Here is a 14,435-nt window from a genome sequence, read left to right as displayed (position 1 = left end):
AAGGCATAATTGGGCACCATTCTAGCAATACTCTTCGCCTGACCCAAACTCTCCCCGCTAATCTGTTTCCGCCATAATGCGTTGTAGGCGCATATACAGCAGCGCGCTGGCCGTCGCTGCACCCAACACACTTTGCATGCCGACCCTAGGCACTTGCCAGCACGCCAACGCCTTTGCAAAGGTACTGGGGAGCTCAACCTGTGGGTGTGAACGACGTAGTTGGCGCTGATGCAGTTTAGCGACATCGACCTGAGCATTGGGCAATGCAAAGTCTAGTGTTGCTCTTAACACTACATTTAAGGTGCTAATCCGTTTATCTAATTGCCAGCCAATAATCGGACGATTCCCAATAAACTCGACGAGGGCGCTCAAGCTCTCACTGCTGGGCGGCACTATATCGCCTGCCTGGTACAGCAATTGATGACGGCGCAGCGTTGCGCTTTCGATATGCTCCGGCGTGCCCAGTGTCATCACAAAAGCATGACTGGTACGTACCTGCTGTTGGCTCAATACCACTGCAGCCAAGCTAATCAGCGGAGACGACGAGGTGGGCGTTACATAACAGGCAATGGCCACAAGCTCATCTCCCATGTATGGCTGAAATAGCCAAGCATAGGGCGAGTCAGCGCAGCGCCGACGGTCGCTTTCGCGGCGTAGCAACGTGCGCAGTGAACCGCTAAAGAGCGTCACGTGTCGATCTAACAGCCGCATTCCGCTCACGAATACTCCAAGTGGTAACGGTGAGAAAGCCGTTGTTTAAAGTCTTTTACTATATGTAGCGCTTCACGCAAAAGGTCACGCTCAAGCGAAGAGAGTGTTTGCACTACAACGCGGTTAGCACGGTTGCTCTTTTGAGAATTCGATTCTTGAGCATCGACTTGAGCACTGATAGGCATATCCAACGCACTTAGCTGTTGTTTAAGACGCAGCTCAGAAAACAGTGCTAACGCTTCACCCAGGTCATCGGCAAAGCGTCGATCCAAACGGCCATCGGCGGCCAGTGCGTCTAATCGGTCAAGCGTTGAGGTGGCCTTAATACGCCGCTCAAGCGCCATGGTGCGCACGCCATGAACGATGGGGAAAATACCGCCTTTTTTAATATCAATACCGTGCTGTGGTTTCTTCAACGACCCAAATAGCGTCAGCGGCGTTGAGAAGCGTAGCGCTGTACGAGCAAAGTATGAGAGCAGCAGTTCATCTCCAGAGCAGCGTTCAAATAGCTCGTTACGCACGCTTTCAAGTAAGCTGGGGTTGCCCGCCACAGCGTGGGCATCAAGCATAATCGCTAATTTCATTAAGCTGTCGCCGTCACGCTCATGCGCCCACTTGGCAATATTGGCTTTCCACTGGGATACCGTGGCTACCCACTCGGGGTTCGATACCATGATGTTGCCAGGGCATGGCGGGTAGCCTAGCTGAATCAGCGTTTCGGTCAGCGTTTGCATGTGATTAGCAAGGTCAGGCCACTGCGTCCCATCGGCCAGTATCAAGCCGTTGTCCTGGTCAGTTTTTAGAATCTGCTCGCCGCGCCCTTCGCTGCCCATCACCATCAGGCAGCTCTGCTCGCGATAGCCCTGCGCGATAGTAAATTCCCACGCTTTACTCATGATGCGGCCATTGAGCGCCGCGAGCAGATCCATGGCAAAGCGCAGCTTAACACCCTGGGCCATTAGCGCCTTCACCAGTTCCGGGGTGCGCTGACTGGCCGCCGAGAGCGCCTCCAAACTCTTCGCCTGTTCAACCTGTAAGCTCACCACATAGCTACGGCTGGAGAAGTAGCTGAGTACATCGGTAAGCTCTACAACACCCTTAAGAACATCTTTCTCTAACACGACGACCCGCGTCACTTTATGGCGCGTCATGCGTACCAATACTTCAAACAGGTACTGATCTGGCTCGACCGTCACCAGATTAAAGTGGGCAACCTTATCCACCGGTGAGGAAACCACACAGCCGCCCAACACCAGCCCATTGAGAAGATCGGTTTTAGTGACCATGCCAAGCTGGCCCTGGGTCTCTACCAGCAGGCTATCGGCGTGACTCTCGTTAAGCTGCTTCACAGCACTGGAAATATTGGTCGAAGCCGCCATCAGTAATGGTTCGCGCATGCACTCGCTCACCTTGGCCAGCATAAAGCCCGCCATGGTGATGCCACCCTCAGCACGCTTTTCCGTCAGCAGGCGTGCTTTGTGGGTCAGTGATTGGCGAAAAAAATTGCTGAAATCAGGGTAGTGGCGGCAAAGCTGCTGAAACAGCGCTTTAGGCATTAGGTAACAAAGGCACTCCTGCTCTGCTTTAAAGCGATAGCGGCTTTTACCATTAAGAATACTGATCGCCCCAAACACATCCCCCGCCGTATAGTGCCCGATGCGCGCACTGGAAGAGGGTAGCGTGGGGTCTATTTCAGCTACTTCGCCTTTATGAATCAGAAAAACAAACTCGCCCGCTTGCCCGGTCTCGAGAATAATTTCGTCACGATCAAAGTAAGCAAGGTCAATGCCACGACGTATATGGTCGCGCCCTTCATCGTCAAGAAGCGTAAACGGCAGCTGGGACAGATCCACATCGACCATGGTACATAACCTCATTCAACTAAAGGCGAGCTAGAAAAAATTAGAGAAAATAAATAAACACGGCGACCTGTATCATTCGCCCTACCCCAACGCTTCAAAAACTGTTATCACTTATTATGTGAAGGTGATGGTACGGGTATAAAGGATTCACTTCCCAAGTGGCAAGTAGAACCTTGTTATACCTTTAGCTATCACGCTAACGTCGAAGCGACGTTTGATACGCTACTAAAGTATTGAGTCTAGCTAACCCAGATTAACTTAAAAAATAAACGCTCTATTTAAAGTAGCAAATAATGCGCTTTATTTACCCACTAGACTATCGTCCCATACCTACACCAATATCGCCTAATGTCGCTTAAAAAGCACCCAAAAGTGCTTATTTTCAACCACATGCAACTCTACCTTTACTCACAATGTGTTTATTGATACCAAAGTCTGGGATTTATTTTTTGGTGTTTATTGCCCAGTATTAACAATGAGTCATGCGGGGTAATCGCAAGTCACTAACTAACTCGAGATTTTGTCTCTAATAACAAGGTGACAAACCGACACAAAGTTGATTCATCACCTCTCGGTTCGAGTGGTTTCTGACGTGCGATTACCCTAATGGATCACACGCTATTCCTAGTGAACTTTCCAAACCTTAAAAATCACAAGTGGAGAGAAACACAATGGCAGACGACAATCTTAATGCTGCTGAATACTGGAAAGCTAACGTCCGTTTAATTTTCGGATGCCTGGTTGTTTGGGCGTTCGTTTCTTATGGATGCGCTATCCTTTTCCGTCCGCTGCTAGCGGGCATTCCAATTGGTGGTACTGACCTGGGCTTCTGGTTTGCACAACAGGGTTCTATTCTGACTTTCATTGTTCTGATCTTCTTCTACGCCTGGAAGATGAACAAGCTCGATGAAAAATTTGGCCTTGGGGAGTAAGCCAGCATGAGCCAGTTTGCAATTAACTTACTGTTCGTCGGTGCCTCCTTTGCCTTATATATAGGCATAGCGATCTGGGCGCGCGCCGGCTCGACAAAAGACTTCTACGTCGCAGGCGGCGGTGTTCACCCGATCACCAACGGTATGGCTACTGCGGCGGATTGGATGTCAGCAGCATCGTTTATCTCGATGGCGGGGTTGCTAGCGTCAGGAGGATATGCCAACTCTACCTTCCTCATGGGCTGGACCGGCGGCTTCGTTATCCTCGCGATGCTGTTGGCACCTTACCTACGTAAGTTCGGCAAGTTCACCGTGCCAGACTTTATCGGTGACCGCTTCTACAGCAACACTGCTCGCTTCGTCGCGATCGTGTGCTTGATTATTGCATCCGTTACTTATGTTATCGGTCAGATGACCGGTGCAGGCGTTGCCTTCTCACGCTTTTTGGAAGTTAGCAACACCTGGGGTATCTGGCTGGCGGCATTGATCGTCTTCCTGTACGCGGTTTTCGGCGGTATGAAAGGCATTACCTACACGCAGGTGGCGCAGTACATCGTACTGATCGTGGCTTACACCATTCCTGCGGTATTTATTGCTTTCCAGTTGACGGGCAACCCCATCCCCATGTTCGGCATGTTCAGCACACATACTGAATCAGGTATACCGCTGCTTGAAAAACTGGATGAGGTGGTTAACGCGCTTGGTTTCCAGGACTATACCGCTGATGTGGACAACAAGCTGAACATGGTGCTGTTCACCCTGTCGCTGATGGTCGGTACTGCTGGCTTGCCCCACGTTATCATTCGCTTTTTCACCGTACCTAAGGTCGCTGATGCCCGCTGGTCTGCTGGCTGGGCGTTGGTGTTCATCGCACTACTGTACCTCACTGCGCCTGCAGTAGGCTCCATGGCACGCCTGAACTTGGCTACTACGGTGTATCCAGAAATGGCGGGGCAGGTAGAGAACTATGAAGAGGCAGCGCAAAACCCAATTCTTTACGAAGAGCGTCCTGGGTGGTTTCGCACCTGGGAAGACACAGGCTTAATTACCTTCAACGACCTGAACAACGATGGCCGTATTCAGATGTATAACGACGCTGTCGATTACTCTGAGCGTGGTTGGGAAGGCAACGAGCTGACGGTAAACAACGATATTCTAGTACTCGCTAACCCTGAAATTGCCAACCTCCCCGGCTGGGTCATCGGTTTGATTGCAGCAGGCGGTATCGCCGCGGCGCTATCTACTGCAGCAGGGTTGCTACTGGCAATCTCTTCGGCCATCAGTCATGACTTGATCAAAACGATGATCAATCCGAAGATTTCCGAGAAAGGCGAGATGCTGGCAGCTCGGATCTCCATGGGTGGCGCTATACTGCTGGCCACTTACCTGGGTCTTAATCCGCCAGGGTTTGCGGCACAAACGGTGGCGTTGGCCTTTGGTATCGCCGGTGCATCGCTCTTCCCTGCACTGATGATGGGTATTTTCTCCAAGCGGATGAACAGCGCGGGTGCGATTGCCGGTATGTTGGCAGGCTTGATTTGTACCTTGCTGTACATCTTCACCTACCTGGGCTGGTTCTTCGTGCCGGGCACCAATATGCTGGCGAACACGCCTGACAATTGGATCCTGGGCATCTCCCCGCTCTCCTTTGGTGCCGTAGGCGCGATGATTAACTTCGCCGTCGCCTTCGCGGTCTCCAGTGTAACGAAAGCGCCACCACAAGAGATCCAGGATCTAGTGGAAAGCGTTCGCTACCCCAAAGGTGCTGGTATGGCGATCAATCATTAAGTCATAATCAATTCCTGGCGTGTTAGCACTCTGCAGTGACCACGCTTTGGAACTGACCTCACCATCGGGCTTCCTTAGGGAGGCCCGATGCTTTTAAAAAAGCTTTTAGAAAAGGTTTTTAGAGATGGCTTCTAGTAAGGATATTTTATGATCTGGCATTTGATTGCCGCCATTTTTGCAGGCCTTGCGGCCGCAGGGATTGGCCTGATACTGCGCACCCTAAGCGCTAAACGACTTCCTTCGTGGATCGTACCGGTTTTTGGTGGGCTGGGTATGTTGGGCTATCAAGTTCATGTGGAGTACACCTGGTTTGAGCATAAGCAGGCACAGCTCCCCGAAACCACCACAGTAATTTCCAGTGATACGGAAACAGCGGTATGGCGCCCGTGGACCTTTGCCATTCCCATGACCACCAAATTCAGCGTGGTCGATAGTGAAAACATTCGGTTAATTGAGCAGGATGACGCTCTTCTGGCAGAGTTTATTCTTTATCAGTTTGAACGCCACTACACCGACATCATCATTACCCAACCCTATTTACTGAACTGTGATAGCCGAGAACTGGTGCCTCTGAATAAAGAGTCCCGCGAACCGATTCTGGAAGAGATACGTACATTGCGTGAAACCTCACCGCTGCTAAACAGTGTATGTCCATAACAATATAAGCGTATCAAGTGGTCGTACACAGCCATGTATATCGCCTAGAATGAAGCCTTTTTAAACAGCGAATGTTATAAGCGGGTCGCACACTCTGGCGGGGAGAGAGGCATGTTTCACGGCGGGCTACTGGTAGCGGTATCGCTACTCTATATTGCCGTTTTATTTGGCATCGCTTGGTACGGAGACCGCCGTGCGCGTACCCATGGTGCCTCTCGGCGGCGGCCGATTATCTATAGTTTGGCGCTGGCCATTTACTGCACCTCATGGACGTTTTACGGTGCGGTAGGCCAAGCGGCAACCGCAGGCTGGTCTTTTGCCAGTATCTTTGTTGGCCCTATCCTGACCTTTTTACTCTTCTGGCCTGTACTGGCCAAAATGATTCGCGTCGCCAAACACCAAAACGTTACCTCTATTGCCGACTTTATCGCCTCCCGCTACGGCAAAACTCAGTCGCTGGCCGCCTTTGCAAGCCTAGTGGCCCTCGTCGGCACCCTGCCCTATATCGCACTTCAGTTAAAAGCGGTTTCCACCTCGTTTAGCGTGCTCACCGACGCCGCTGATGTGACCCATACGCCGCTGTTTGGCGATACCGCGTTCTTTGTCGCCATCGTCATGGCAATCTTCGCCATTTTGTTTGGCACCCGACACACCGATGCCACCGAGCACCACGAAGGATTGATTCATGCGGTAGCCTTTGAATCGTTGGTTAAGCTGTTGGCTTTTTTGGTACTCGGCGCTTTTGTCACCTGGGGCATGTTTGGTGGCTTAGGCGAGTTAATGGGCCACGCTGAAAGCCAGCTTGAACTTCAGCGCCAGCTTGCCAATCAGGATTTTGGCCAAAGCTTCTGGGCACAAACCCTGCTGGCGATGCTGGCGATACTCTGTTTGCCGCGTCAGTTCCATGTCGCCGTCGTCGAAAATATTCACCCTGACGATGCCACCAAAGCCCGCTGGTTATTCCCACTCTATCTGCTGGCGATTGCCTTTTTTGTCGTACCGTTGGCAGCTGCGGGTCTGCTGCTATTTTCCGAAAGCGGTGTAGAGCCCGACACCTACGTATTGGCGCTATCGATGGCCTCAGGCCATCAGTGGCTAACGCTACTTACCTTTATTGGCGGCTTCTCGGCGGCCACCGGCATGGTGATTGTGGCGGCGGTGGCCGTCTCGATCATGATCTCCAATGAAATCGTTATCCCGGCACTCTTCCGACTGCGCTGGTTTGATACCAAAGCCCGGGATTACGGGCGTTTGGTACTGCGCGCCCGCCGGCTAACCATTGTCGCCGTTTTGGCCATGGCCTATGGCTTCTACCAACTAATTGCTGAATTCACCTCACTGGCATCTATCGGCATGCTGTCATTTGCAGCTGCGGCGCAGTTTGCTCCTGCAGTGATTGGTGGGCTCTATTGGAAGCGCGGCAATCGGCTCGGTGTAGTGGTGGGCATGAATGCTGGCTTCGCCATCTGGGCGTACAGCCTACTCATGCCTGCCATGATTAATGCCGGTGTGCTACCGACGCTGTGGCTTGAAGGAGGGCCGCTAGGTCTTAACTGGCTATCGCCAACGTCACTCTTTGGTCTTAACCTGGGCGATAGCTTTACCCACGGTGTGATGCTTTCCCTTGGGGTTAACCTGTTCTGCTACATTTTTGTTTCGCAGGTCACCTCCCAGCGGGTGGTTGAGCGTATTCAAGCCTCACTGTTCGTCGATAGCGTAGAAACACGCCAAACCTCGGTTAACCGCCCCTGGACGGGGGCGACTACCGTCGGCGACTTAAAAGTGCTGTGTGAGCGCTTTCTTGGTGCGGGACAAGTTGACCGGGCGTTTGAAGATTACGCACGCCGTTCCGGTAAACCGCTGGACGATGGCACTCGCGCCTCTATTGATATTATTCAATTTACCGAACGCTTTCTGGCCTCGGTGCTGGGCGCCTCATCAGCGCGAATCGTGGTTAACTCGGCGCTTCAAGGGCGCGGCATTGGCATCTCGGATGTTATTTCAATCGTCGATGAAGCCTCTCAGGTACTGGAGTTCAACCGGGCGCTGCTCCAAGCCACTATCGAAAACATTAATCAAGGCATCAGCGTTGTCGACCAGAACTTGCGGCTGGTGGTATGGAACCAACGTTACCTGGAACTATTCCGCTTCCCTGACCATTTGATTCGCGTGGGCGCTCCCATTGACCGTATCTTCCGTTACAACGCCCACAACGGCGAATATGGCCCAGGTGACCCGGAAGAGCACGTACAGCTACTGCTCGACAATATTCGCGAAGGCCAGCCCCACCGTTATGTGCGCTACCGCCAGGATGGCAGCGTGCTTGAAGTACAGGGCAACCCCATGCCGGGCGGCGGATTTGTGTATACCTATCAGGACATTACCCAGCAAAAACGGATCGAAGAGGCGCTGATTCGCTCGGAAAACAATATCCGTATCTATACCGACAACGTGCCTGCTCTGATTGCCTACTTTGATAAAGAGTGCCGCTATCTATTTACCAACCGCGCCTATGAACAGGCCTTCAGTATCGATCGTAATGCGGTAATTGGTCGTCGCTTTCAAGACGTACTGCAGATCCAACAGGCGGAAGAGCGAGCGCCCTGGGTGGCGCGAGCGCTAAACGGTGAGCGGGTCAGCTTTGAAGTCTCCCTGCGGGTCAGTGATGCAATGCGCTATATGCTGGTCACCTACACACCCCACTTTGGCGACAGCCAATCAATTCTGGGCTTTTTTGCGCTTTATCAGGATATTACCGAGCGCCGCCAGGCCGAAATTGCCCTTAAAGAGACTAATGAAACCCTTGAAGAGCGCGTACGCGAACGTACCCAGGCGCTCTCTGAAGCGAACGCGGCACTGCGCCAAGAGAACCGTGTGCGTGCTGAGGCTGAGCTAGCGCTTCGCCAGGCTAAGCAATTGGCAGAAGATGCTAACGCCTCTAAGACACGCTTTTTGGCCGCTGCCAGCCATGATTTACTGCAACCACTCAACGCGGCACGGCTTTTTACCTCAGCATTAATGCAAAACGTTACTACCACCGATACCCAGCGCATTGTCGGTCATATCGATAACTCGCTGCAGGCTGCCGAGGAACTGCTTAGCACCCTGCTGGATATTTCCAAACTGGATGCTGGCGCACTCACCCCCCGCCGTAGCCACTTCGCACTATCGGACATCTTCCGTCCGCTGCGCGCTGAGTTCGAAGTGATGGCGGATGATCGCGGACTCGACTTAGAGGTAGTGCCGACCCGCCTGTGGGTCGACTCAGACCCACAGATGCTGCGCCGTATCGTGCAGAACTTCTTATCCAATGCCATTCGTTACACCCAAGAAGGCCGCGTCTTATTAGGCTGTCGGCGCCAAGGCAACTGGCTTTCCATTGAAGTGTGGGACAGTGGCCCAGGCATTCCCGAGTCCAAGCTCACCGAGATTTTCCAGGAATTCCGTCGCTTAGATCAGGTTTCACGCCATAAAGAGAGTGAAAAAGGCCTTGGGCTGGGGCTATCGATTGCTGACCGTATGAGCCGGGTACTCGACCATCCGATTAAAGTCCGCTCAACGGTAGGCCGCGGAGCGGTTTTCTCGGTCAGCGTGCCGATAGTGGCCGCTCGCGAGGCCAGCGATAGCGATCTCGAACCCCAGGCACGGCGCGGCAGTCATAAACTTAGCAGCACTCGGATTGTGTGTATTGATAACGAAACGCTGATCCTAGAAGGCATGACCGCCATGCTAAGCGGCTGGGGCTGCGAAGTGTTCACTGCCACCAGCATTGGTGGGGCCAAATCAATTCTACGCAATATGGATGGCGACCCCGATGCTATCCTGGCGGACTACCACCTTGATAACGAAGTCACAGGATTAATGGCACTGGAAGCATTGAGCGAGCGTTTTGAGGGGGCAGTACCGGGGATTGTGATTACCGCTGATCGTACTGAAGCCGTTGCTGAAGAGATTAAACGGGCGGGATATCAACTGCTGCTGAAGCCCGTTAAACCCGCCGCACTGCGTGCCTTACTTACCCGCACCTTACAAGCCAATCGCGCGGCGCGTTAAGCGCCGCGCCTGCGGGATTTACTCAAAGGCTTATTCAGTTCTTAAGAAACGACTTTAGGCGGTTCGACTTCCAACTTCTGTGCAGCGATAACCGCTTGGGTACGGGAATGTACGCCTAGTTTGCGTAGAATCGCTGTCACGTGGGCCTTGATAGTTGCTTCAGAGACACTTAGCTCGTAGGCGATCTGTTTGTTCAGCAGGCCTTCCGTCAGCATGTTCAAGACACGGAACTGCTGGGGGGTTAGCGATGCAATCGCCTCAGCAAAGCGCGACTCCTCTTCACTGGTCTCTTCCAGCACGTTAGCCAGCGCCTCTGGCAACCACACTTCACCCTGCAGGATTTCGCCTACGGCCTCAGCAATTAGTTGTAGTGACGATGATTTAGGGATAAAACCCGACGCGCCGTAGTCAATAGCACGACGAACCACATACGGCTCATCACTGCCTGACACCACCGCTACCGGAATATCAGGCATCTGACCCCGCAGTTGAATTAGGCCAGAGAAGCCGTGGGCTCCTGGCATGTGCAGGTCGAGAAGAATCAAATCAGCATCTGGGTGGCGATTCACCACATCAGTCGTGGCTTCCATGGTATCCGCTTCGACAATTTCCGCCTGGGGGGCTAATTGGCGTAACGCTTGTGTCAGCGCTGCACGAAACAGCGGGTGATCGTCTGCGACGATAAACTTATGAGCTACTGCCATGGATATTCCTCCGGTTCCTCGGGCAGCGGGGTTGTCTGCCGCCGCGACGCTAGGCTCTTACGGTTGTGAAGCATGGTACCCCATGGGCTTCAACATGCCCAAGCATCACATGCACAATTTATAATAGATCGTTCATACAACTGAAAACTGGTGCCATTGAAAACTTATCTACAAATAAACTCATACCTACAAAACAACAGTGCCGACCTACGTGGGCCGGCACTGTTCACCTTAGGCTAAACAGCCTGTAGCGGTGTCGCCATTACTGATTCGCACGATGCTCAATCAGCTCATCCACCACGGAGGGGTCGGCCAACGTGCTGGTATCGCCCAAGCCATCACACTCATTAGCAGCAATCTTGCGTAAAATGCGTCGCATGATTTTACCCGAGCGCGTTTTCGGCAATCCTGGTGCCCACTGAATCACATCGGGCGAAGCAATCGGTCCAATATCTTTACGTACCCACAACGTCAGCTCTTTTTTGAGTTCATCTGTCGCCTCAATACCGTCATTCAGGGTGACATAGATATAGATGCCTTGTCCCTTAATATCGTGAGGGAAACCCACCACAGCCGCTTCAGCGACGGCGCTGTGCGCAACAAGCGACGATTCAATCTCGGCGGTACCCATGCGGTGGCCCGAAACGTTGAGGACGTCATCTACGCGGCCGGTAATCCAGAAGTAGCCATCCTCATCGCGGCGGCAGCCATCACCCGTGAAGTACATGCCATCGTAGGTCGAAAAGTAGGTCTGGATATAGCGCTCATGGTCGCCCCAGATAGAGCGCGCCTGCCCTGGCCAGGAGTCGAGAATGACCAAATTGCCTTCGGTCGCGCCTTCAAGGATCTTACCTTCATTGTCGACTAGCGCTGGTTTAACACCAAAGAAAGGCATCGTCGCAGAACCAGGTTTAAGCGGCGTTGATCCTGGTAGCGGGGCAATCATGATGCCACCGGTTTCTGTCTGCCACCAAGTATCTACAATCGGGCATTTCTCATTGCCGATAACACGATAGAACCACTCCCACGCTTCTGGGTTGATCGGCTCGCCCACTGAACCCAACAAGCGCAGGCTATCGCGCTTACTGGAATCCATCACATTATCTCCATGGGCCATCAGTGCGCGTACGGCAGTTGGCGCAGTATAAAGAATATTAACGTTGTGCTTATCAACGATCTCGCCCAGGCGACCATGAGTGGGATAACTCGGTACGCCTTCAAACATTAACGTGGTAGCGCCGTTCGCCAGCGGGCCATAAACGATGTAGCTATGGCCGGTTACCCAACCAACGTCAGCAGTACACCAGTAGATTTCGCCTTCCTGATAATCAAACACATACTGGTGAGTCATCGCAGCATAGGTCAGGTAGCCACCCGTTGTATGCTTCAAACCTTTCGGTGCGCCAGTAGAGCCAGAGGTATACAGAATAAACAGTGGATCTTCAGCGCCCATCGCTTCGGCTTCGCACTCGCTGGACTGCTGATCAACGAGTTCATCAAACCAAATATCGCGGCCTTCTTTCCACTCAATCTCACCACCGGTACGCTTTACAACCAGTACGTTTTTGCATACATCGGTGCCTTCACGGGTCAGCGCGGCATCCACGTTCTCTTTCAGCGGTACATGCTTACCACCGCGCACTGATTCATCGGCAGTGATGACCAGCCTGGAGTCCGAGCCAATCACCCGTTGGGCGACCGCATCTGGAGAGAAGCCGCCAAACACAACCGAATGCACCGCGCCGATACGCGCACAGGCAAGCATCGCCATGGCCGCCTCAGGAATCATCGGCATGTAAAGCGTAACAGTGTCACCCTTACCAATGCCTAACTCTTTTAGCGCGTTAGCAAGCTGGTTCGTACGCGCATAGAGCTCACGATAGGTAATGTGCTTGGATTCGTTGGGGTTGTCACCCTCCCAAATAATCGCCGTTTGATCACCGCGCTTATCTAGATGGCGATCCAGGCAGTTAGCGCTGACGTTAAGCAGACCATCTTCAAACCAACGAATATCGACGTTGTCACGTGCAAAGGAGGTATTTTTGATTTTGGTAGGCGCTTTAATCCAGTCAAGGCGCTTGGCCTGCTCGGCCCAGAAGCCTTCCGGATCGTCCATCGACTGCTGATACATGGCCGAATATTTGGCTTTATCGGCCCACGCATTGGCGGCGAAGTCGTCGCGCACCGGATAGACGTTCTGTTGATTGCTCATGAAATTGCCTCTGTCCGTGAAAATGCACTCTCTTGGAAAATGGTGTCGATACGATCATTTTATGTTTTTCATTGGCTTTGTCAGCCGTGTCTGGGCGTATCGACAGCTATTAATCTAGCCCTAGCATAAACCTCCTCGCACGGGCTTCCCTTTAGACATTGGTATTAACATTTTTTTCTTAAAAAACATATATTTAAAAACAAATCAGCATTAATCTTCGGGAGTGTATACCAAGGTCTTAGCGCAGTGCCGGCAACGGTAACGGCGTCCGTTTACCACTAAAGCATGACGTCGCGTAGTAAAGCGGTGGATTTGGCAACCACACTGATAACGATAAGGTGCCGCCTGTGACCGCTGAACATCAAACCGGTGGGTCACACTGGGGACCAAGCCAAACAGGTCGCGCATCACCGTTTTCCATTCACGACCATGGGGTTTTAAACGCGCCCCGTTTTCCAAGTGAAACACTAGCCAGTGGGCCATTTCGTGAGGGATCACCTCATCAAAAAAAGCCCGCCTGTTCTCATCCATCAGGATAGGGTTTAGGCGCAAACCGCCACGTCCTAAATGCGCCTGACCTGCTGAGGCGCCTCGCAAGTCAAACCATACCCTAGGGCGGGGTAACGACGCATTGACCTCCAGGCAGCGCTGCCACGCCTGCTCTACGCGTACCTCGGCAGCCTTATGCAAATCAGCTTTTGTCATAGCGGATAGTTCAGCGGTAGGCCAAGGGGGCAGTGGTGTCGTCTTCATTAGTGATAAACTAGCCGTCATAGATAGATATTAATTTAGGCGCATGTTGATTTCGATACATGCTAACCGTTGATTACCGATTCGCATTGACGAGGCTTTACTCATGGCAGAGCGCAGTGACACGCCTGAAACCAACACGCCACCACAGCCACTGCTCGACGACGAGCAACTGGATAGACTGGATGACTTCCTTGCCTCGGAACAAGTGGACGAGGATGCCCTGGATCTCATTTCTGCCCATGGTTTTCTCGTCGCTCTGGCCGTCGCGCCCAGCGAAGTACCGCCCACCCAATGGTTAGCAGAACTGTTCCAGGGCGAACCGCGCTACGCAGATAATGCCGAGCGCGATGAGATTATCACCCTGCTGACCTTACTGCGTGAAAATGCTGTAGCGTTACTTGAGCAAGGCGGATTACCGGAGCTGCCTTTCGAGTTAACGCTGGGAGGAGAGCCCGCTGAAGATACACCTATTGGAGACTGGTGTGCAGGCTTTATGGAAGGTGTCTTCAGCGATGAAAGTGCTTGGTTCCAGGATGATGAAGAAGCCGCTGCAACGCTGCTGCTGCCGTTTATGCTGCTCTCTGGGCTATTCGAAGAAGAGCCCGATATGGCCGAGCTGGCAAAGGATCAGGCGCGCCAGGAGTCACTGGTGGCCCAGTTACCGGAACTGGTGCTTGATCTTTATCTGCACTACCGCGTGCCGCCGGAAACGGCCAAGCCCAAACCACGCAAGAAGACACCCTCTAAAGGCAAAAAACGCTAA

Annotated in this window: 11 protein-coding genes; 6 read left to right on the top strand and 5 right to left on the bottom strand. The window is 52.6% G+C overall.

Annotated features, from left to right (window positions below; genetic code table 11):
* Nucleotides 1-57: 57 nt before the first annotated feature.
* Both ACQKE4_RS10770 and ACQKE4_RS10765 read right to left on the bottom strand, forming a co-directional pair.
* On the bottom strand, nt 58-711 hold the full coding sequence (locus ACQKE4_RS10770; RefSeq protein ID WP_427388383.1) for a DNA polymerase III subunit epsilon: 654 nt from the start codon (nt 709-711) through the stop codon (nt 58-60).
* 5 nt (nt 712-716) lie between these two features.
* Entirely contained in the window at nt 717-2,573 is a 1,857-nt protein-coding gene (locus tag ACQKE4_RS10765) for a DUF294 nucleotidyltransferase-like domain-containing protein (RefSeq protein WP_427388332.1), read from the bottom strand.
* 671 nt (nt 2,574-3,244) lie between these two features.
* Between ACQKE4_RS10765 and ACQKE4_RS10760 the strand changes: the two genes are divergently transcribed.
* From ACQKE4_RS10760 to ACQKE4_RS10745, 4 genes are all read left to right on the top strand, one after another.
* A complete protein-coding gene (locus ACQKE4_RS10760; protein WP_427388331.1) occupies nt 3,245-3,505 on the top strand; it encodes a DUF4212 domain-containing protein in 261 nt (86 codons plus the stop codon).
* Nucleotides 3,506-3,511: 6 nt separating this feature from the next.
* Nucleotides 3,512-5,293, top strand: a complete 1,782-nt coding sequence (locus tag ACQKE4_RS10755) for a sodium:solute symporter family protein (RefSeq protein ID WP_427388330.1) — start codon at nt 3,512-3,514, stop codon at nt 5,291-5,293.
* 147 nt (nt 5,294-5,440) lie between these two features.
* Nucleotides 5,441-5,950 (top strand): hypothetical protein, encoded by a 510-nt coding sequence (locus ACQKE4_RS10750; protein WP_427388329.1) that lies wholly within the window; start codon nt 5,441-5,443, stop codon nt 5,948-5,950.
* A 111-nt stretch (nt 5,951-6,061) separates the two neighbouring features.
* Entirely contained in the window at nt 6,062-10,003 is a 3,942-nt protein-coding gene (locus ACQKE4_RS10745; protein WP_427388328.1) for a NahK/ErcS family hybrid sensor histidine kinase/response regulator, read from the top strand.
* 41 nt (nt 10,004-10,044) lie between these two features.
* Here the strand turns inward: ACQKE4_RS10745 and ACQKE4_RS10740 are convergent, their stop codons facing one another.
* Entirely contained in the window at nt 10,045-10,707 is a 663-nt protein-coding gene (locus ACQKE4_RS10740) for a response regulator (protein ID WP_007113812.1), read from the bottom strand.
* Between ACQKE4_RS10740 and ACQKE4_RS10735 the strand changes: the two genes are divergently transcribed.
* Entirely contained in the window at nt 10,706-10,831 is a 126-nt protein-coding gene (locus ACQKE4_RS10735) for a hypothetical protein (protein ID WP_427388327.1), read from the top strand. The genes ACQKE4_RS10740 and ACQKE4_RS10735 overlap by 2 nt on opposite strands.
* Nucleotides 10,832-10,969: 138 nt before the next feature.
* Here the strand turns inward: ACQKE4_RS10735 and acs are convergent, their stop codons facing one another.
* Nucleotides 10,970-12,919, bottom strand: a complete 1,950-nt coding sequence (acs, locus tag ACQKE4_RS10730; protein WP_427388326.1) for an acetate--CoA ligase — start codon at nt 12,917-12,919, stop codon at nt 10,970-10,972.
* Nucleotides 12,920-13,129: 210 nt separating this feature from the next.
* Nucleotides 13,130-13,624: a SprT-like domain-containing protein gene (locus ACQKE4_RS10725; RefSeq protein WP_427388325.1), complete on the bottom strand. Its 495-nt coding sequence runs from the start codon at nt 13,622-13,624 to the stop codon at nt 13,130-13,132.
* A 151-nt stretch (nt 13,625-13,775) separates the two neighbouring features.
* Between ACQKE4_RS10725 and ACQKE4_RS10720 the strand changes: the two genes are divergently transcribed.
* On the top strand, nt 13,776-14,435 hold the full coding sequence (locus tag ACQKE4_RS10720) for a YecA family protein (protein WP_427388324.1): 660 nt from the start codon (nt 13,776-13,778) through the stop codon (nt 14,433-14,435).

It is taken from the genome of Halomonas sp. NPDC076908, from assembly GCF_050269715.1.
Lineage (GTDB): Bacteria > Pseudomonadota > Gammaproteobacteria > Pseudomonadales > Halomonadaceae > Vreelandella.
This window is presented reverse-complemented; position numbering and strand designations above follow the sequence as displayed.